This window comes from Streptomyces sp. NPDC041135 (genome assembly GCF_055592085.1).
Genome location: NZ_JBVIYZ010000008.1, coordinates 270709 through 289162, shown reverse-complemented (window position 1 = coordinate 289162; position 18454 = coordinate 270709). Strand labels below are relative to the sequence as shown.

The window sequence follows — 18454 nt, the reverse complement described above, 5'->3', positions numbered from 1 at the left end:
GGCCAAGGACAGCCGGCCGCCCCGGGCCCGATCCCGAAACGCAATGCGTAACGAAATCCGGAGGCACCAGCATGACGGACACCCTGCCGCGGCCCGTAATCAACGGGCACGCCGAACCGAACGTGTCCTTGCTCAAGTTCGCCCCCGAACCGCCGGCCGTCGTCGAGGATGACGCGCCGGTGGTCGAGGCTGTCGACCGCCCGGAGAACCCGCTCGCCGACTGGCTCACCGTGCCCGACATGCCGGTCCTGCCCGTATGGGCGCGCTCCGCGGCCGCGCTGAAGGCGAACGCCGCGGCTGTGGGCAGGCTGTGCCTGTGGCACTCCCGGTACCACCTGCTGCGCACGCCGAAGTACGCGTTCCGTATGGCGTGGCTGGCCCTCAAGGGCGCGTGGCGGGGCGCGCGGGGTCTGTGGCCCACGCTGGCCGCCTCGGAGCACAGTGCCGGGGTGAAGGCGCTTCGCGCGCAGGTGAAAGTGAAGCCCGACGACGTGGTGGTCGCCGCTCAGTTCGTCCTGGCGCACCGAGAGCGGACGGTGGCCCGCCGCTGGCGCTGGAGCGCGGCAGGCGTCGCCGTCGCCGCCGCGGCGGCTGGCTGGTACCTGGCGCCCCCGCTGCTGCAGGCCGGGATGGTCGCGGCCGCCGCGCTGCCGCTGGCCTACCTCGGACGCGGCGAGGATGTGCAGCTGCTCGACAACCCCACCCCGCCGCTGCGGGTCGACATGTCAGCGCAGCAGCTCAACGACGCGTTGCGGGCCGCAGGCCTGCTCAAGCCCGGGCGCGGCGACGACGAAGGACCCCGGGTCACCTGTGTCATGGGCCCGGTCCGTGACGGGCGCGGCTGGGCCGTCATCTTCGACCTCCCCAAGGGTGGCGGGAAGACCGCGGCCGACGTGCTGGCGAAGCGGACGGCCATCGCCGCCGAGCTGGGCGTGGACGAGATCCAGGTCATCGCCTCCCGGGTCCGTGCGGCGGCCGGCGGCAACGCGGGCCGCGTCAGCATGTGGGTGGCCGACGATGACCCCTACCTCGGTTTGCCGAACCCGTCGCCGCTGGTCAAGGCGGAGACGTTCTCCGTGTGGGACCCGATCCCGTTCGGGCAGGACGCCCGCGGTACCCGGATCACCGTGCCCGTCATGTGGCAGTCGCTGTTCTTCGGCGGCCTGCCCCGCCGCGGGAAGACGTTCACGCAGCGGCTGATGACCGCGGCCGGGCTGCTGGACCCTTTCGTCAGGCACTACGTCGCCGATGGCAAGGGCGGCGCCGACTGGATGCCGATGAAGGCGGTCGCCCACCGGCTGGTGATGGGCGCCGAGGATGACGCCGTGGAAGCCCTGAAGGCGATGCTGAAGGAACTGCTCGCGGAGATGGAGCGCCGGTTCGTGCTGCTGCGCGGCCTGCCCGTCTCCGTCTGCCCCGAGGGCAAGCTGACCCCGGGCATCGTCGAGAAGTACAACCTGCCGGTCATCTTCGTCACCATCGACGAACTCCAGGAGTACTTCACCGCGATGGAGCGCGACGACCGGGAGCAGGTCATCAACGACCTGTGCCGCATCGCCCGCCGCGGGCCGGCCGCTGGGTTCATCAGCAACTTCGCCTCCCAGCGGCCCGACGCCGACAGCGTGCCGACGAAGCTGCGGGAGATCATCACCCTGCGGTACTGCACACAGGTCGTCGACCAGACGTCCTCGGACATGGTGCTGGGCAAGGGCAAGGCCGCTCAGGGAGCCGACGCCTCCGTCCTCTCCGAGGACCACCGCGGTACCGGCGTGCTGGTGACCGGCCCCGCCTCCTTCGTCACCGTGCGAGCCGACTTCCTCGACGGCCCCGCGTTCGCCGAGCTGTGCCAGCGCGGCCGCGCCCTGCGGCAGAAGCACGACCAGCTCACCGGGGACGCCGCCCAGGACGTCACCGCGGCCGCCGACCAGACCGGCATCACCATCGCCCCCGTCCTGTCCGACTGCCTCACCGTGATGCGGCACGCAGCCCGCATGCACACCGTCGACCTGCTGCAGCGGCTGGAGAACCTCGACGAGGACTACGGCGACTGGGACGCCGAACGCCTCGCCCGCGAACTCGAGGCGGCCGGGGTGAAGCGGACCACGAAGCAGGTCAACATCGGCGGAAAGAACCTCGCCGGCTACCGCCGCGAAGACCTCGAAGCGGCCGTACCGCCCGAGCTGCTCAACGCCCGGTAGACCCCGCCCCCTCTACAACCGGCGCCCGGAACACCCCGCGGCCCCCCTCTATCCACTCCGGTGGATCTAGAGGGGGGCCGCTATCCGCGTATAGGGGGGTGTAGAGGCCGCTGACCTGCGAAGTAGTGGCCGTAGAGGGGAGCAAGAGAGAGCCGCACAGACCCCGTTCAGGCGGCATCATGGAGCCATGGAGTCGCAGATCATCCGGCCCGGCCACCTCACCGCCCACCAGACCGCCCACGCCCTCGGCATCGGCCTGGACGCCGTCCGCCAGCTCGTCCGCCGCGGCCAGCTGCACCGCTCCGGCGGCACCCCCCGACAGCCCTGGTACCCCGCCGCCGCCGTCGCCGCCCTCGCCGCCAAGCGCGCCACCCGCAACGCTGCTTGACCGCAGGTCAGCGACCTGTCACGATCTCCGCGTACAGCTGTGCCCACAGACAGCACCACAGACACCCGAGGCCCCGCCCACCAGCGGGGCCTTTGTCGTACCCGGAGGCCGCCATGCCCGCCACGACCGAGGCGCCCCGCACCGCAGTCGAGGCGGCCCATCAGCTCGCCCAGCAGGGCAAGCACGTCCACATCGTCAGCGAGAGCCAGGGCGCCTGCCTCAAGGGCACGTGCAACCTGCTGCCCGTGCTGCCTCCGGCTCCGTCCGAGTAGCTACCGTCGGCGCCGCCACGGTCGGCCGTCACCACCCGGACGCACCGTCACCTCCGGGTCCGGACCAGTCCGCCGGCGCCCGGCGGTCGCCGCCACAGCGCCCAGCATCAGCAGGCCACCGACCACCAGCCAGACCACCGCGAACTCCCGGGCCACCCCGACCATGAACACGGCCAGGCCCACCACGAACACACCGAGCGCTCCGCTCGCCTGCATGCCCACCACCCCCAAGCCGCGCACGCTACCGATCAGGAGGTGACCGTGGCCAGACGCCGAGCCCTCACCGTCTGCTCCGTCCCCGACTGCCCCCGCCTCACCCCCGCCGGCCGCTGCCCCCAGCACCGTCAGCAGGCCGAGCAGCAGCGCGGCAGCGCACGGCAGCGCGGCTACGGACAGCAGCACGAGCAGCGGTTCCGGCCCGGCGTCCTCACCCGTGATCCCACCTGCACCTGCCACGGGTGTACGAGCTGCGCGCGTGCAGGCCATGGCCGCTGCGTCAGAGCCAGCGTGCACGCCGACCACTGGCCACTGAGCAGACGCGAGCTGGTCGACCGGGGCCTGGACCCTGACGACCCAGCCAACGGACGCGGCCTGTGCGGACCGTGCCACTCCAGCGAGACCGCACGCCACCAGCCAGGAGGATGGAACCAGTGAGCAGCCGCGTACTGGCAACGATCAGCGCAGCGGACATGGCACGGCACCGCGATGCTCTGTGCGACTGGGCAAGGGCCAACGGCATCGAGCCGCACGACGTGGCCGCCGAGCCGGGCCTGACCGTGGAGCAGATCGGCCGCCGCACCATGATCGTGTACCGGCAGTACCAGCGCGGAGCCGACGGCCAGATCCTGCGCGCGCCAGGCGACTACACCCAGGCGCTGGCAGTACGACGGGCTACCCGCCTGCGGGTTCCGCTGCCGGACCTCGACCACGCCAGCCCAATGACCAAGAGTGACCAGACCCCCGGGGGGAGCCCCCCTCCATGATCATCTGCCGGACCGCCGGGGAGGTGGCTCGCTGTGTGTACGGGTCTGGGAGGCCCCGCCGGGCGCCCGGCGGTCACCGCTTGTAACCGTGCCCGATGCCGCGACGGCCGGGCCTGAGGCGCCGCGACGGCGCGACCGGGAGGTACCCCATGGCTGGTGTAGGACCGGTGCCGAGCGGCGAGCGCCGGCGCCGCAACGCGGACCCCGTGGCAGGCACGGTGCTGCCGGCGGACGGCTTCACCGGGCCGTCCCCGGACCTGCCGGGCGGCCACGACTACGACACCCGCACTCTGGGCTGGTACGAGACCTGGAGGACGTCCCCGCAGGCCGCCACGTTCCTGGCCACGGACTGGCAGCGGCTGCACATGCTCGCGCAGCTGGTCGAGCTGTACTGGCAGGAGCCGAAGAAGGAGCTGCTCAGCGAGATCCGGCTGAATGAGGCCTCGATCGGCGGCACGGCGGCGGACCGCCTGCGGCTGCGCTGGTCACTCGGGCAGGCGGAAGTCGGCAAGGGCGCGGCCCGGGCCGCCGAGCGGGCGGCAGCGCGCCGCGGCGACGACCCGCGGCGCCGGCTCCGGGCGGTCGGTGAGGAGTAGTGCGCACCCCGGGCGTCCGTCGGTCGCTCGGGTACGCCCTGGCCGACTGGATCGAGTGGTACCTGCCGCACGGCCCGGGCGACGTACAGGGCCAGGCGATCGAGCTGGATGCCGAGATCCTGCGGTTCATCGTCTGCTGCTACGCGATCGACGGGCAGGGCCGGCGGCGCTTCGACGAGGTGCTGCTGTCCCGGGCGAAGGGCCGGGCCAAGAGCGAAATCGCCGGGTGCCTGGTGGTCGCCGAGGCTCTTGCGCCAGTGCGGTTCGACCACTGGGCGGAGCCGGGGGAGGTCTCGGACTGGGGGTACGAGTACGAACTCGGCGAGCCCGTCGGTGCACCGGTGACGTACCCGTTCATCCGATGCCTGGCCACCGAGGAGACGCAGGCCGGGAACACCTACGCCAACGTCACCTACATGATCAGCCACAGCGAGCGCCTGGCCGAGGACTACCCGGGCGTGGACATCGGCAACGACTGGCAGTCCTCGACCCGGGTGTTCCTGCCGGACGGCGGCGAGATCCGGCCCTCTACCGCGTCCAGCGCGTCGAAGGACGGCGGCAAGGAGTCGTTCTCGGTCGCGGACGAGACCCACCTGTACGTGCTACCCGAGCTGCGGGACATGTACGAGACGGTCGAACGGAACACGATGAAGCGGAAGGGCGCCGAGCCGTGGTTCCTGCAGACGTCGACCATGTACGCGATCGGCGAGGACTCCATCGCCGAGCGCACGCACCGCAACTTCAAGGCCAAGAAGGCCCCGCGGCTGTATTTCGACCACGTCCAGGCGCCGGCGCGGCTGCTGGAGGACGAGGCCTACGAGGACCCGGCGGAGCTGAAGCGCGGCCTGATGCAGGCCTACGGGCCGTTCGCGGCACACATGGACCTGGACCGCATGGTGACGTTGGCGCACAAGCCGACCCAGGACCGGGCGAAGTTCCGCAGGTACTTCCTGAACCTGCCGGTCAGCCTGAGCGAGACGTGGCTGTCCCGGCACCTGTGGGAGCGGTGCGCGCTGCCGCAAGCGGTGGCGCCCGGGGAGCGGGTGACGGTCGGTTTCGACGGCTCGGACCACGACGACTGCACGGCGATCACCTGCTGCCGACTCAGCGACGGGTACGTGTTCACGCCGACGTTCCCGGACGGCCGGCCGATGATCTGGACGAAGTGGGACGACGGCGACCCGGACAACTGGCGGGTGCCGCGCGCCGAGGTTCGCGCTGGCATGAGTCACGTCTTCGCCACGTACAAGGTCGAGCGGGCCTACGGCGACCCGCCGGACTGGCGCGACGAGTGCGACGCCTGGGCCGAGGAGTTCGGGGAGGAGACGTTCCTGATCTTCGAGACCCGGATCGCCACCCGCATGTGTCCGGCCCTGGACCGGCTGAAGACGGCCACGCTGTCCGGCGAACTGACCAACGACGGCAACGCGACGATGGCCGAGCACGTCGGCAACGCCAAGCCTGAACGCAGGCCTTCAGGCATCGCCATCACGAAGCCGAGCCAGGACCGAAAGATCGACAGCGCGGTGACCGCCGCACTCGCCTACGAGGCCCGCGCGGACGTGCTGAAGCTCGCCGCCACCGCGACCAGCAACTCCTTCTCTGCCTACTGATCGGAGGTACCCCGTGCCTGTGTCCGCGCAGGAGGCTCTCCGGATCACCGCCATGCTGGAGCAGGAGCTGGACCGCCGGCAGACGACCATCAACCTGTGGAACAACTACTACAAGGGCGACCACAACCTCGGCTTCGCCAGCGACCGGTTCCGGCAGGCCTTCGGCGGCCTCTTCGAGAGGTTCGCGGACAACTGGTGCGAGGTGGTGTGCGACGCCCCATCCGAGCGCCTCACGCCGGTTGGTTTCCGCTTCGGTACCGGTGACGAAGCCAACCCGCCGGCTGCCGACAAGGACGCTCAGCGCATCTGGCAGTCCTCGAACATGGACGCCTGGTCGCGGGTGGCACACACCGAAGCCTCGGTGAAGGCGCGCGCGTTCGTACTGGTGTGGGCGGCCGACCCGGCCGCCGACGAGGTCGAGCCGGAGATCACGGTTGAGGACGCGACCCAGTGCATCGTGGCCTACGAGCCAGGCTCGCGGCGTCGGCGAAAGGCGGCGCTGAAGCGGTTCGACGGAGAGGACGGCTTCGAGTACGCGACCCTCTACCTGCCGGACGAGTTGTGGAAGTGGCGGCGTCCGGTGTCCCGATCGGGCCTCGTTCTGCCGTCCTCGTTCGGCCTGGTGCGGTGGCTGCCGCGCGGGGACGCCCCCGAGGAGCAGCGCATCGACAATCCGCTGGGCCGGGTGCCGCTGGTGGAGCTGCGCAACCGCCCCCGACTGACGGACGATCCGACGCCCGAGCACCGGCAGGTCATCCCGATTCAGGGCGCTCTGAACAAGCTGATCGCCGACATGCTCACCGCGAGCGAGGCGGGTGCGTTCCCGGCCCGCTGGGGTACCGGCATCGACCTGCCGAAGGACCCGCTCACGGGCCAGGAGATCGATGACCCGGAGCTGTGGCGCCTGGCGGTCAACAAGATGCTGCGTGCGTCCAACCCATCAGCGAAGTTCGGGAACTTCGCGGCGGCCGACCTGTCCAACTTCGTCGCCGGGATCAGCCTGCTGACCGAGCACATCAGTGCCCTGTCCCGCACCCCGCCCACGTACTTCATGGGCAAGGTGCAGAACGTCTCAGCGGACGCGCTCACGGCGGCCGAGGCGGGCCTGGCGAGCAAGTGCCGCGACAAGACCATGTTCTTCGGCGAGGACTGGGAGGAGGCGATGCGCCTCGCCTTCCTGGTCAAGGGCGATGAGAAGCGCGGTACCAACCCGCTGGCGGAGACGATCTGGCGGGACGTGGAGTACCGCACGGAGGCTCAGCACATCGACGCGGTGCTGAAGAAGAAGGCGCTCGGGGTGCCGTGGCGGCAGCTGATGGAGGATGCCGGCTACACGCCCACGCAGATCGACCGCATGGAGCGGATGCTGGAGCAGGACGCCGAGCGGGCCGCCCGTGCGCTCGCCTTCAAGGCGCCGGAGGATGACGCGGGGGCAGGTCTGGACGGCGTCGGTGGCGCGCTGGACGGGGAGCTGGAGCCCGCGGGGGCCGGGGCGTGAGGGGCGTCCGATGGTGACCGGCGAGGTCCGGGCGCTCGCGCTGGCCCACTACGCGCAGCAGCAGGCCGCTGCGGTGCGCGCCGCGGCCCGGGTCCGGGACCTGTGGTGGCGTATCGACCACCGGCGGATCTCCGGCTCGTGGCAGCAGCTCGCGCCGCTGCTGGTGGCGGCCGTCACCGAGGCGCAGCGCGAGGCCGCGGCGCTGGCCGACCCCTACGTGGCGGCGGCCGTGGAGGCTCAGGACGCCGACCCGACGGCGGCCGGCCGCATCAACCCGGGCGCGTTCGCCGGGATCGCTTCGGACGGGCGGCCGCTGCTGTCCCTGCTGTACCAGCCAGTCATCGACTGGAAAGTGCGGATGCTGGCCGGACAGAGCATGGACGACGCGTTCCGGGGATCGCTGGCAAGCGCACTGCGGATCACGGCCACTCAGGTCGCGGATGCGGGCCGGGGCGCCACCGGGGCGGCGATGGCGGGCCGTCGGACGATCCAGGGCTACGTGCGGGTGGTCCAGCCGCCCGCCTGTGCCCGGTGCGTGATCTTGGCCGGGCGCGAATACGGCTGGAACAAGGGGTTCCAACGGCACCCGCGCTGCGACTGCGTCCACCTGCCGACGACGCTGATCGCCAGGAACCAGCACCGCGGGTGGGCCGACCCGCGCGACTACTTCAACAGCCTGTCGGCGGCCGAGCAGTCCCGGGTCTTCGGCGAGGCCGGCGCCCGCGCGATCCGCGAGGGCGCGGACATGGCGGCCGTCGTCAACGCACGACGCGGTATGACGACGATGACCGCCTACGGCCGCAGCGTGCAGGCGACCACCGAGGGCGCGACCCGCCGCGGCGCCTTCTACCGCCTGGAGCGGTCCCGCACGGAGGCCCGGACCGGGACCCGGTTCGCCCGGGACCGCATCGAGGCGCGGCAGGGCCTGCCCCGCTTCGAGCTGCGCACGCCCCGGCTGATGCCGGAGGAGATCTACCGGCTCGCCGAGAGCCGGGACGAGGCGGTGGCCATGTTGCGCCGCTTCGGCTACCTGACCTGACCGGATACGGGCGGCGCGACGCCGCCCACCGACCCCTGGAGAGCGCGATGCTCACTCACACCCGTACCCGCACGCTGGCCGCTGCCGCGGGCGTCCCCGGCTGGGCGCACCCCTACGCCAGCCCGTTCGTCCTCTACGCCGACGGCGGCGACGGGACCGGGAACGGTGACGGTGACGGTGACGGTCAGGACGGCGACGACGGAGGGGACGACGCCGACGACCAGGGCGACGACGATGGAGACGGCAGCGACGACGGTGACCGCGACGGCGCCGACGACGACGCGCTCGGCGACAAGGGCAAGAAGGCCCTGCGGGAGCTGCGCCGGGAGAACCGTCAGCTCAAGGCCCAGCTCCGCAGCCAGGGAGATGGGGGCCGCAAGCCGTCCGCGAAGGACGGCAAGGCCGGAGACGACGGCGCCGACGGCGCGGAGGCCATCCGCGAGCGCGCTCGCGAGGAGGCCCGCGCCGAGGTGTGGACCGAGCGGGTCGAGGCTGCGGCCATCGCCGCCGCCGCGGGCCGTCTGGCCAACCCGACCCGCGTCGCGCAGCTGCTCCGCGACGACCTCGCCGACGTCCCCAAGGACGACAAGGGCCGCCCCGACAGGGAGGCGATCAGCGAACTGATCGATGACCTGCTGGAGTCCGACCCCTACCTGGCCGCGCCCGCGACGGGCGACCGCCGGCGGTTCCAGGGCGACGCCGACAGCGGCGCCCGCAAGAAGACGAAGAAGTCCGCGGCCAGCCTCGGTGAGGCCGTCGCCGCGCGCCTCGCCGGGAAGACCGGCGGCTGACCCCTAGGAGCCAGACATGCCCGTGACGCTCGCTCAGGCGAAGCTCAACGCGACCGACGACATCGATACGCAGGTCATCGACGAGTTCGCCAAGAACAACTTCCTCCTCCAGACCCTGACGTTCGATGACGTCGTCAACCAGGCCGGGGCCGGGGCCACGATGACCTACGGCTACACCCGCCTGATCACCCAGGCCGACGCCGCGTTCCGCGCGATCAACAGCGAGTACACGCCGGCCGAGGTCACCAAGCAGCGGTACACCGTCGACCTGAAGCCGCTGGGCGGCAGCTTCCAGATCGACCGCGTCCTGAACCGCGTGGCCGCCGCGGCCGAGACGACGCTGCAGATGCAGCAGAAGATCAAGGCCACGAACGCCAAGTTCAACGACGCCGTGATCAACGGCGACACCGCAGTGGACGCCAACGGATTCGACGGCCTCTCCAAGAGCCTGACCGCGTCCAGCACCGAGTACGGGGCGGCCCTGTCCACCGACTGGCGCGGTGCGACCATCGGCGCCGACCTGGGCAAGGCCAACGACGCCCTGGACGCCCTGGACGCCTGGCTGGCCCTGCTGGACGGCCAGCCGGATGCCATCCTCGGCAACATCGACTCCATCGCCCGCATCCGGTCGCTGGCCCGCCGCGCCGGTTACTTCGACCGGTCCACTTCTGCCGACTTCGGCTCCAGGGTGGAGACCTACCGGGGCATCGCCCTGGTGGACCTCGGCGCCAAGGCGGGCAGCAACAACCCGGTCATCCCCACCACCAACAAGACCGTGGCGACCGTCACCGGCAACTACACCGACATCTACGCCCTCCGCTTCGGGCTGGACGGCTTCCACGGCGTGTCCATGGCGGGCGCTCCGCTGGTGCAGACGTGGCTGCCGGACTTCACCACCGCCGGCGCCGTCAAGACCGGTGAAGTAGAACTCGGCCCGGCCGCCGTCGTCCTGAAGGCGACCAAGGCCGCCGCCGTCTTCCGCAACATCCTCGTCCGCTGACCGGAGGCACACCATGGCACGCATCACCACACCGGTCCCCGGCTACAGCGGCCAGGGGCCCGGAAACCTGCACTTCTCCAACGGGGTCGCCGAGACCGACGACGAGGCGATCATCGCGTACTGCCGCGGCGCCGGGTACGGCATCGACGCCGACCCGCCCGAGCCGGAGAAGCCCGAGGTGCCCGACCCGCGGGAGGTGACCACCGTGGTGGTCGGCTCGCCCGCTCGGGACGCCGCCGTCGACCCCAAGCCGGGCGACTTCCGGCCGCCGGTGAACGCCGGCGAGGCCAACCCGCACGGGCCCGAGGTGTACGCCCCCGGCCTGCCCGGAGGCGGCCTCCAGCCGACCGCCCCCGCCGCCCCGGCCCAGGAGCCGGCGGACAGCCAGAGCAGCCCGGGCCGCCCGCCGCAGTCCGAGCCGGTGGCCGTCTGGCGGGAGTACGCCGCCAGCGTGGCCAAGGACAGCGACGAGGCCGCCCAGGTCGAGAAGCTGACCAAGGCCGAGCTGATCAAGAAGTACGGAGGCTGACATGCCGCTGGGACCGTTCGCCACCGCCGAGGACCTCGCCGCCCGCATGGGCCGCGACCTGGACACCGTCGAGCAGTCCCAGGCGGCCCGGCTCCTGGCCGACGCCTCCAACCTCATCCGGATGACGGCCGACTACCAGCAGATCAGCCGTGTCGACAATGACACCGTCACCCTGCGCGGCTCATACAGACACGTGCTGACGCTGCCGCAGCGGCCCGTCCGCGACGTCACCGCCGTCGCGGGCCTGGCCCCCACCGCCTGGAAGTGGGACGGCGGCGAGCGCCTGGTCCGTCTCGACGGTGGTGTGTGGGACGGCCCGGTGACGGTGACCTACTCCCACGGACTCGACGAGGACGACGTCGCCTACCAGGTCGCCATGTCCGTCGCCTGCGACGCCGTGAAACGGGTGCTTCTCAACCCGTTGATGACCAAGCAGCGGTCCATCGACGACTTCTCCGAGACCCTCGCCGACGCCCGCGCCTCGCTCCTCCAGGGCGAGCAGGACACCATCCGGCAGGCGTTCGGAGTGGCCACCTGGGGGGTGTCGTCGTGAACCTCGACGCCGTCCTCGCCGCCGGCCGCGCGGCCGCCCGGGCCCGGATGCGGGACACCGTCCGCCTGTACGGGCAGGCCCCGGACGTCTTCGACCGGGCCAGCGGGCAGACGGTGCCGGGCGCCCAGACAACCCTGTACGAGGGCCCGGCCCGCGTGGGATCGGTCGCCCAGGCCACCGGGGAGGACGCTCAGGCCGGGGAGCGCGAGGTGCGCCTGCTGGAGTACGAGGTGTCCCTGCCATGGGACACGCCGCTGCCGGACGGGGCCCGGGTGCTGCCCGGCATGCGCATCGAGGTCACCGGCTCCCGGGACGCCCGCATGGTCGGCCTGGTCCTGTGGGTGACGGGCGCCCAGTACGGCGACCAGGCCACGGCCTGGCGGATCAGCACGGAGGACCGATCCTGATGGACACCTTCGACATGAGCGACGTCCGGCGCCTGGAGCGGCACCTGGCCCGCGCGGTCCCGCGGCTGCGACGGGAAGCCCGGCAGGTCACCATGCGCGGCGCCCTGAACATCAAGAGGGATTGGAGAGCCAACGCCCGGGCGTCCTCGGGTCGACACGCGCCGGCGTACCCGTCCAGCGTGAGCTTCGACCTGGCGTCCTACGGCCCCGACATCACCATGGCCATCATCGGCCCGGACAAGGGCGGCCCCCAGGGCGCGCTGGGCAACTTGTTGGAGTACGGCTCGGTGAAGAACCCGCCGCACAACGATGGCGGGCGGGCCCTGGCCGCGGAGCTGCCCCGGTTCGAGGCCCAGCTGCAGCTGGTCGCCGAGCGCGGCCTGTCCTGGGGAGTGTGACCGGATGCCGACCCCCGAGGCCGCGCCGGACGTCCTGCCGCACATGGACGCCGTGCAGGCCGCGCTGACGGCCGCCGGACTCACGGTCTACGTGGGCGGCGCGCCAGCGGAGAGCACCTGGACGCCGCCGGACAAGTTCCTCGTCCTGTACCCCGATCCGGGGACCGCTGTGCGGGAGTCCCTCGCGGACGAGCGCTCGGACTTCGACACCACCATGCAGATCACGTGCGTGGGCGGCGACGTTGAGCGGGCCCTGTGGGTCGCCGGCCGCGTCCGCCGCGCGCTGGCGGCCCCGCTCGCCGTCGAGGGCCGCCAGTGCTGGCCGGCCGAGGACCTCGGCGGGCCGCCGGTCCAGCGGGACGACGACGTCACCCCGCCGCTGTACTTCGTCCCGGTCCAGTACCGGATCTGTTCGACACCTGCCTGATGGAGGGCACCCCATGGCAACGCTCAGTACCCAGGTCATCGCCCTGACCGGCCTCGCCCCGACCTACGCCCCGGCCACCGGCGGCGGCGACAAGTGCGAGGTGGGAGACCGGAACTTCCTGCACGTGAAGAACGGCGCCGGCTCGCCGGTGACGGTGACGCTCACCGCCACCGCGGCCGTGCGCGGGCAGGTCGTCTCCAACGTCACCGTCGCGGTCCCCGCGGCCGGTGAGCGGATGATCGGCCCGCTCAGCTCGGACCTGCTACAGAACGCCTCCGACGGTCTGTGCGCCATCGGCTACAGCTCCGCCACCTCCGTGACGGTCGCCTCGCTGAGGATCTGACCTCACCTCTCACCCACCACCCGCAAGCCCTGAGCCTCGCTGGCCAGGGCTTTTCTGATGCCCAGGGAGGGCGAAATGGCTGACCTGATCAGCGATGGCAAGACCCGCGTGGCGTGGCTGTCGACCGTCGCGAACATCAACGCGCCGACCGTGGCCGAGCTGACCGCTGGCGCGGACTACACCAAGCGGATCACGCCGGACGGCCTGAAAACCGACCCGTCCACGGCGGACGTCGACACGTCCTCGCTCGCGTCCACCTTCGACACGAAGACCGTCGGCAGGATCGGCGTGGACGTCGAACTCACCTTCAAGCGCGGTGACACCGTCGGGGACGACGCCCCGTTCACGACCCTGAAGTACGGCGTGTCCGGCTTCCTGGTCATCCGCCGCGGCGTCGCCTACGCCACCGCCTGGGCCACGGGCCAGAAGGTGGAGGTCTACCCGATCACCTGCGGCGAGCCGCAGAACTCCAGCCCCGCCGCGAACGAAGTGATGAAGTTCGTGTCCCCGATGAAGGTGACGGACGCGCCGGCGACCGCCGCGACGGTGGCCTGATGGGCACCAGCATCAAGGACGTCCTGGCGCGGGCCAAGCCCCGAGAGCGCACGGTCATGGTGTGCATCCGGGGCGACCTGGCCGGGGAGGCGGAACGCCTCAGCGAGGAGATCAGCAGAGTCTCGGAGGACTGGGAGCCGGCCGACCTCAGCGAGGAGCACCCGGCCCGGGCGCTGTCCGCCAGGCTCAAGGAGGTCCGCGACCAGGCCCGCGCCGCCGAGGTGCCTTTCACCCTGCGGTACATCGGCGACAAGGCCTACTCGGACCTGCTTGCCGCGCACCCGAGCACGGACGAGGGGCAACTGTTCGACCCCGCCACGTTCCCGCGAGCGCTGATCGTCGCGGCCTGCGTCGACCCGGTGATGACCGAGGACGAGGCCGCCGAGCTGTTCGAGGTCATCAACGAGGGAGAGATCCAGAAGCTGGCCGATGCGGCCTGGGATGTGCATACCTCTGCGGACCTCGTCCCTTTCTCGCTGGCCGCCTCCGCACTCCTGGCGGCCCTTGGCGGCGAGAAGTAGAAGCGGCCCGCGCCTGGGGCGTGCCCCGGTCCGTCTTCCTCGGCCGGGTGATGGAGCAGGGCGAGCCGCTGTGGCTCGACGAGGACCGAGCCTGGGCGCTCGCCCTGCTGGAAGTGGAGGCCAACGCCTGCCCGGACTGCGGGCAGCCCTGGGACCTCGCCACCGACAAGGCCAACGAGTTCGAGTTCCAGGCCCACCTGATCCGCTGCCACGCGTGCACGGCCTCTGCCCAGGCCGTCCAGGCCTATCAGGACCGCAACGGGTCCTCGCACGGCATGCACGTCCAGATCGAGCGCCCCACCGGGAGGTGACCCGTGGCCACTCGCACCGTGACCGTCCGGCTCCGCGCGGACGTCAACCAGTACACCCGCAGCCTCACCGACGCCTCCAACCGGACCAGCAAGCTCGCCGGTGCCGGGGCCGCGGTGGGCACAGCGATGCTGGCCGGGTTCGCCATCGCCGCCGCCAGCGCGGCAAAGTTCGACAAATCCATGTCGGCCGTGCGTGCCGTGACAAACGCCAACGCCAAGGACATGGCCAAGTTGCGCGCGGCCGCCATGGAGGCGGGCAAGACGACGCAGTACAGCGCGACGCAGGCCGCCGACGCCGAGGCCGAGCTGGCCCGCGCCGGCGTCTCGGTCGCGGACATCACCGGCGGAGCGCTGAAGGGGGCGCTCGCCCTCGCGGCCGCAGGCCAGATGGACCTCGCCGACGCGGCCACCGTCAGCGCCCAGGCGATGAACACGTTCAAGCTGAGCGGCAAGGACGTTGGGCACATCGCCGACGTCCTCAGCGCGGGCGCCAACAAGAGCGCGGCCGACATCCACGGCCTGTCGATGGCGCTCCGCCAGGGTGGCCTCCTCGCCCACCAGACCGGCCTGTCCCTCGAGGACACGGTGGGCGCGTTGGCAGCCTTCGCTGACCACGCCCTCATCGGCAGCGACGCCGGCACCAGCCTCAAGACCATGTTGCAGCGCCTCACCCCGCAGTCCGACGAGGCAGCCGCCACCATGGCGAAGGTCGGCTTCAGCGCCTACGACTCGTCCGGCAAGTTCGTCGGCCTCTCCGAGATGGCCGGCCGCCTGCAGAAGTCGTTCAGCGGCCTCACCCCCGAGGCGCGGAACTCGGCGTTCGTGACCATCTTCGGCTCGGACGCGGTCCGGTCGGCGACGATCCTGTACGAGCTGGGCGCCAACGGGGTGCAGAGGTACACCAAGGAGGTCAACGACTCGGGTGCCGCGGCCCGCGTCGCCGCCATCCAGACCGACAACCTGTCCGGCGACATGGAGCGGCTGCGCGGCGCCATCGAGACCGCCCTGATCGAGGGCGGCAGCTCGGCCAACGGAGCCCTCAGGGGCATGGTCCAGTGGGTGACTCGGCTGGTCGACGCCTACAACGGCCTGCCGCCCGAACTGCAGCGGGCCGTCACCCTGTTCACCGGCGTCGGTGGCGCGGTCACCCTCGCCGCCTCCGGCATGATCCTGCTGCTGCCGCGGATCGCGGCGACCCGTACCGCCCTCACACAGCTCGGCGTGACCGCGGCCAGGACGCGCACGATGATGATGGGGCTCGGCCGGCTCGGCGTCGTGCTGCTCACGTTGGAGGCGATGAGCAAGGGGACCGAGGCGCTCAGCTCGATGTTCGAGCAGGCCCCGCCCAACATCACGCGAATGGGTAACGCCCTGTACGACCTGGGCAAGCGGGGCAAGGCAGCCGGTGAGCTGACGAAAACCTTCGGTGAGGACCTGGACGGTTTCGGGGACGCGGTTGCGCGCATCGCCCACCCGGGCGTGCTGGACCGTGTGGGCGACTCCCTTTACAAGATCACCCACCTGGGCTCCGACGATCGCAACTTGGACGAGGCGCGCAAGCAAGTCGCCGCGGTCGACGAGGCTCTGAAGCAGTTGGTCGAGGGCGGCGCCGCCGACACGGCGGAGACGGCGTTCAACAAGATGGCCGCGGCCGCGGAGGCCCAGGGCACCAGCACGGAGAAGGTCCGCACGCTGCTGCCCGGCTACGCGGACGCGCTGGTCTCTGCCGACACCCAGACGAAGCTGTCCGCTGACGCACAGTCCCAGTTGGGCCAGCAAGCCGGGCTGACCGCCGATGAGCTGAAGGACCAGCGCTCCGAGGCGGAGAAGCTGTCGGACAAGCTGAGCGAGCTGAACGGCGCGTCCATCTCGGCCGCCCAGCAAGAGATCAGCTTCCGGGAGTCGCTGAAGAACCTGACGGACACGGTGCGCGAGAACGGCCGTTCCCTGGACGTCACCTCGGAGAAGGGCCGCAAGGTGAAGGGCGCGTTCCTCGACGCGGCCGACGCCGCCATGCAGCACGCCGAGGCCGTCGCAAAGCAGAAGGACTCCCAGCAGGCGGGGCAGGCGGTCCTTCAGCAGGACATCGGCCTGCTGAAGAAGCAGATGGAGGCGGCTGGCTTCTCGAAGGACGCTATCGCCAGCCTGACGAAGGCCTACCTCAAGTTGCCGGCCTCGGTGGCTACGACGGTGGACGCCAAGACGAGCAGCGCCATGACGGACCTCCAGGCGGTCCAGAACAAGATCGCGAACACCAAGGGCAAGTCGTTCACCATGTCTGCCCTGACCTCGGAGGCCGAGTCGGCCCTGAAGGGGCTCGGCTTCAAGGTCACCCACATGAAGGGCGGGAGGGTCTCGGTCACCATCCCGACCGGCGGCCCGCTCGGTGCGATCGGTGCGATCCAGGGCTACGTCAACGGTTTGCACGGCACGACCGTGACGGTGCGGATCAACGGGGTGAAGACCGGCGTCGACCCGTCGCAGTACTACAGCCAGGGACCGCACAAGGCTGGCGGCGGCCTGGTGCGCCGTTACGCGACCGGCGGCGATGTCCAGGCGGTGCCTTTCGGCGGAGCGGTACGCGGGCCCGGAACGGGCACCTCGGACAGCATTCCGGCGCTGATCTCGAACGGCGAGTACGTCATCAAGGCGGCGGCCGTCCGGAAGTACGGCCTGCACATGTTCGACCGGCTCAACGCCATGCGCTTCGCCTCGGGCGGCCTGGCTGGCTTCACCTACACCCCGACCGGGGCGCCGGTGCTGGGCGGCACGACGGACGCCAAGCAGCGCTACGACCAGGAGGTGGCCGACCTCAAGAAGGCGTGGAACGACCTCACGGCCGCGCTGAAGGCGCAGAAGAAGGCGGCCGACGACCTGAAGGCTGCTGAGAGGCATCTGTCCGACGTCCGTAAGCACCACCACACCCGGGCCCAGCTCCGGGCCGCGGAGGAGCGCGTCGATAAGGCGCGGTCGGCGAAGAAGAAGACGGACGCCACGGTCCGGAAGGACCGACGAGCCGTCAACGAGGCCGACGAGGAGCTGGGCCTGAAGCACGGCAGCAAGGCGCCGGCGAAGTTCAACCTCAAGGCCTACGAGACCCAGCTGAACGAAAGCGTGGCCGCGACCGAGAGGTGGCGGAAGAACCTCAACAAGGTCGGTGCCCGAGGCGGGACCGAGCTGCAGAAAATGCTTGAGGGAATGGGCGCGGAAGGGCAGGACCTCGTCAACGCCCTCGCCGGAGCGAGCGACGCCGAGTTCAAGCGGATCACGGAGAAGCTGAAGAAGACCGGCGACATGGCCAAGGCCACCCTCAGCGACTTCTCGAAGCAGCTCAACAGCTCCACCAAGGAGTCCCAGCAGTTCGCCGCCGACCTGCAGAAGTTGGCGGCGGCCGGGTTCGGGGATCTCGCTCAGGCCCTGGCCGCCCAGGGCGACGCCTCCGCGATGGAGCTTGCCCACCAGGCCGCCGGCGACAGCAAGGCCGCCAAGAAGGCCAATGACAGCGTGAAGAACGCCGAAGGCACCCTGAGCGGCGAGGACCTCGCGAACTCCCTGGTGCTGCTGTCCACGCTGCGCGGCGGTCCCGGCCGCGGTTTCTCGGACCTCATCTCGGCTGGCCTGGACGTGGCCACCATCCGCGCCCTGGTCCCGAAGATGAGTGGCCAGATCAAGGCTCTACCGCCCGCGAACCGGGACGAGTTCGTCAAGGAGTGGACGCAGCAGGGCGGGAAAGCGATGGCGCTCGGCGGCATCCTCACCCGCCCGACGATGGTCCTGGGCGGCGAGGCCGGGGATGTTGAGGCGTGGATTCCGTGGAACAACAGCGCGCGCTCTCGCGGTCTCCTGGCCCGGTCCGCCGCGGCGATGGGCTACCAGCTGGTGCCCGCCGGCCGGTACGGCGGAGGCCCGGTCTCGGCCTCCGCCGTCGCACGCGAGGTGACCCGGCAGATCACCGTCAACCTCTACGGCGCCAAGCAGACCGCCGCCGAGCAGGCACACGACATTGCCCGCGTCATCGGTTTCGTGGGCTGA

At 71.1% G+C, this 18454-nt stretch carries 21 protein-coding genes; 20 read left to right on the top strand and 1 reads right to left on the bottom strand.

Annotation, left to right across the window (positions count from 1 at the left end):
- Positions 1–71 precede the first annotated feature (71 nt).
- The 3 genes from ACZ6CZ_RS21225 (at position 72) to ACZ6CZ_RS21215 (ending at position 2858) form a co-directional block, all read left to right on the top strand.
- The gene (locus ACZ6CZ_RS21225) at positions 72–2198 is read left to right on the top strand and encodes an FtsK/SpoIIIE domain-containing protein (RefSeq protein WP_469023277.1); all 2127 of its coding nucleotides are present in this window, start codon (positions 72–74) and stop codon (positions 2196–2198) included.
- 187 nt (positions 2199–2385) lie between these two features.
- A complete protein-coding gene (locus tag ACZ6CZ_RS21220) occupies positions 2386–2586 on the top strand; it encodes a hypothetical protein (RefSeq protein WP_469023276.1) in 201 nt (66 codons plus the stop codon).
- 113 nt (positions 2587–2699) lie between these two features.
- Complete coding sequence (locus ACZ6CZ_RS21215; RefSeq protein WP_469023273.1) at positions 2700–2858, top strand: hypothetical protein; 159 nt, start codon at positions 2700–2702, stop codon at positions 2856–2858.
- Here the strand turns inward: ACZ6CZ_RS21215 and ACZ6CZ_RS21210 are convergent, their stop codons facing one another.
- Positions 2859–3314: a hypothetical protein gene (locus ACZ6CZ_RS21210; protein ID WP_469023271.1), complete on the bottom strand. Its 456-nt coding sequence runs from the start codon at positions 3312–3314 to the stop codon at positions 2859–2861.
- 194 nt (positions 3315–3508) lie between these two features.
- Between ACZ6CZ_RS21210 and ACZ6CZ_RS21205 the strand changes: the two genes are divergently transcribed.
- From ACZ6CZ_RS21205 to ACZ6CZ_RS21125, 17 genes are all read left to right on the top strand, one after another.
- Positions 3509–3841: a hypothetical protein gene (locus tag ACZ6CZ_RS21205; RefSeq protein WP_469023268.1), complete on the top strand. Its 333-nt coding sequence runs from the start codon at positions 3509–3511 to the stop codon at positions 3839–3841.
- 149 nt (positions 3842–3990) lie between these two features.
- Positions 3991–4437, top strand: a complete 447-nt coding sequence (locus tag ACZ6CZ_RS21200) for a phage terminase small subunit (protein ID WP_469023267.1) — start codon at positions 3991–3993, stop codon at positions 4435–4437.
- Positions 4437–6050: a terminase TerL endonuclease subunit gene (locus tag ACZ6CZ_RS21195; RefSeq protein WP_469023264.1), complete on the top strand. Its 1614-nt coding sequence runs from the start codon at positions 4437–4439 to the stop codon at positions 6048–6050. Before ACZ6CZ_RS21200 ends, ACZ6CZ_RS21195 begins: the two co-directional genes overlap by 1 nt.
- 19 nt (positions 6051–6069) lie before the next feature.
- Positions 6070–7548 carry a phage portal protein gene (locus ACZ6CZ_RS21190; RefSeq protein WP_469023262.1) on the top strand — a complete coding sequence of 493 codons (1479 nt, stop codon included), beginning with the start codon at positions 6070–6072 and terminating at the stop codon, positions 7546–7548.
- A gap of 10 nt (positions 7549–7558) precedes the next feature.
- A complete protein-coding gene (locus tag ACZ6CZ_RS21185) occupies positions 7559–8587 on the top strand; it encodes a hypothetical protein (protein ID WP_469023259.1) in 1029 nt (342 codons plus the stop codon).
- 47 nt (positions 8588–8634) lie between these two features.
- Positions 8635–9378 carry a hypothetical protein gene (locus tag ACZ6CZ_RS21180; RefSeq protein ID WP_469023257.1) on the top strand — a complete coding sequence of 248 codons (744 nt, stop codon included), beginning with the start codon at positions 8635–8637 and terminating at the stop codon, positions 9376–9378.
- Between the two features lie 16 nt (positions 9379–9394).
- Positions 9395–10378: a major capsid protein gene (locus tag ACZ6CZ_RS21175; protein ID WP_469023255.1), complete on the top strand. Its 984-nt coding sequence runs from the start codon at positions 9395–9397 to the stop codon at positions 10376–10378.
- A 13-nt stretch (positions 10379–10391) separates the two neighbouring features.
- Positions 10392–10907 (top strand): hypothetical protein, encoded by a 516-nt coding sequence (locus ACZ6CZ_RS21170; protein ID WP_469023254.1) that lies wholly within the window; start codon positions 10392–10394, stop codon positions 10905–10907.
- A gap of 1 nt (position 10908) precedes the next feature.
- Positions 10909–11460 (top strand): hypothetical protein, encoded by a 552-nt coding sequence (locus ACZ6CZ_RS21165; protein ID WP_469023252.1) that lies wholly within the window; start codon positions 10909–10911, stop codon positions 11458–11460.
- Positions 11457–11867 (top strand): DUF6093 family protein, encoded by a 411-nt coding sequence (locus ACZ6CZ_RS21160; protein ID WP_469023250.1) that lies wholly within the window; start codon positions 11457–11459, stop codon positions 11865–11867. The genes ACZ6CZ_RS21165 and ACZ6CZ_RS21160 overlap by 4 nt, the downstream gene beginning before the upstream one ends.
- Positions 11867–12265, top strand: a complete 399-nt coding sequence (locus ACZ6CZ_RS21155; protein WP_469023248.1) for a hypothetical protein — start codon at positions 11867–11869, stop codon at positions 12263–12265. The genes ACZ6CZ_RS21160 and ACZ6CZ_RS21155 overlap by 1 nt, the downstream gene beginning before the upstream one ends.
- Positions 12266–12269: 4 nt before the next feature.
- Complete coding sequence (locus ACZ6CZ_RS21150; protein WP_469023245.1) at positions 12270–12692, top strand: hypothetical protein; 423 nt, start codon at positions 12270–12272, stop codon at positions 12690–12692.
- A gap of 13 nt (positions 12693–12705) precedes the next feature.
- Positions 12706–13035 carry a hypothetical protein gene (locus tag ACZ6CZ_RS21145; RefSeq protein WP_469023242.1) on the top strand — a complete coding sequence of 110 codons (330 nt, stop codon included), beginning with the start codon at positions 12706–12708 and terminating at the stop codon, positions 13033–13035.
- Between the two features lie 75 nt (positions 13036–13110).
- A complete protein-coding gene (locus ACZ6CZ_RS21140) occupies positions 13111–13590 on the top strand; it encodes a phage tail tube protein (protein ID WP_469023239.1) in 480 nt (159 codons plus the stop codon).
- Positions 13590–14111 carry a hypothetical protein gene (locus ACZ6CZ_RS21135; RefSeq protein WP_469023236.1) on the top strand — a complete coding sequence of 174 codons (522 nt, stop codon included), beginning with the start codon at positions 13590–13592 and terminating at the stop codon, positions 14109–14111. The genes ACZ6CZ_RS21140 and ACZ6CZ_RS21135 overlap by 1 nt, the downstream gene beginning before the upstream one ends.
- Positions 14112–14131: 20 nt before the next feature.
- Positions 14132–14422, top strand: coding sequence for a hypothetical protein (locus tag ACZ6CZ_RS21130; RefSeq protein WP_469023233.1), 291 nt, complete (start codon positions 14132–14134; stop codon positions 14420–14422).
- Positions 14423–14425: 3 nt separating this feature from the next.
- Positions 14426–18454, top strand: a complete 4029-nt coding sequence (locus ACZ6CZ_RS21125; RefSeq protein WP_469023232.1) for a phage tail tape measure protein — start codon at positions 14426–14428, stop codon at positions 18452–18454.

Excerpts from the sequence above, each read along its gene's own strand:
- ACZ6CZ_RS21140 (WP_469023239.1), top strand. The coding sequence starts at position 13,111 with ATGGCTGACCTGATCAGCGATGGCAAGACCCGCGTGGCGTGGCTGTCG.
- ACZ6CZ_RS21165 (WP_469023252.1), top strand. The coding sequence starts at position 10,909 with ATGCCGCTGGGACCGTTCGCCACCGCCGAGGACCTCGCCGCCCGCATG.
- ACZ6CZ_RS21215 (WP_469023273.1), top strand. The coding sequence starts at position 2,700 with ATGCCCGCCACGACCGAGGCGCCCCGCACCGCAGTCGAGGCGGCCCAT.
- ACZ6CZ_RS21150 (WP_469023245.1), top strand. The coding sequence starts at position 12,270 with ATGCCGACCCCCGAGGCCGCGCCGGACGTCCTGCCGCACATGGACGCC.
- ACZ6CZ_RS21225 (WP_469023277.1), top strand. The coding sequence starts at position 72 with ATGACGGACACCCTGCCGCGGCCCGTAATCAACGGGCACGCCGAACCG.
- ACZ6CZ_RS21135 (WP_469023236.1), top strand. The coding sequence starts at position 13,590 with ATGGGCACCAGCATCAAGGACGTCCTGGCGCGGGCCAAGCCCCGAGAG.
- ACZ6CZ_RS21170 (WP_469023254.1), top strand. The coding sequence starts at position 10,392 with ATGGCACGCATCACCACACCGGTCCCCGGCTACAGCGGCCAGGGGCCC.
- ACZ6CZ_RS21175 (WP_469023255.1), top strand. The coding sequence starts at position 9,395 with ATGCCCGTGACGCTCGCTCAGGCGAAGCTCAACGCGACCGACGACATC.
- ACZ6CZ_RS21220 (WP_469023276.1), top strand. The coding sequence starts at position 2,386 with ATGGAGTCGCAGATCATCCGGCCCGGCCACCTCACCGCCCACCAGACC.
- ACZ6CZ_RS21185 (WP_469023259.1), top strand. The coding sequence starts at position 7,559 with ATGGTGACCGGCGAGGTCCGGGCGCTCGCGCTGGCCCACTACGCGCAG.
- ACZ6CZ_RS21180 (WP_469023257.1), top strand. The coding sequence starts at position 8,635 with ATGCTCACTCACACCCGTACCCGCACGCTGGCCGCTGCCGCGGGCGTC.
- ACZ6CZ_RS21200 (WP_469023267.1), top strand. The coding sequence starts at position 3,991 with ATGGCTGGTGTAGGACCGGTGCCGAGCGGCGAGCGCCGGCGCCGCAAC.
- ACZ6CZ_RS21145 (WP_469023242.1), top strand. The coding sequence starts at position 12,706 with ATGGCAACGCTCAGTACCCAGGTCATCGCCCTGACCGGCCTCGCCCCG.
- ACZ6CZ_RS21155 (WP_469023248.1), top strand. The coding sequence starts at position 11,867 with ATGGACACCTTCGACATGAGCGACGTCCGGCGCCTGGAGCGGCACCTG.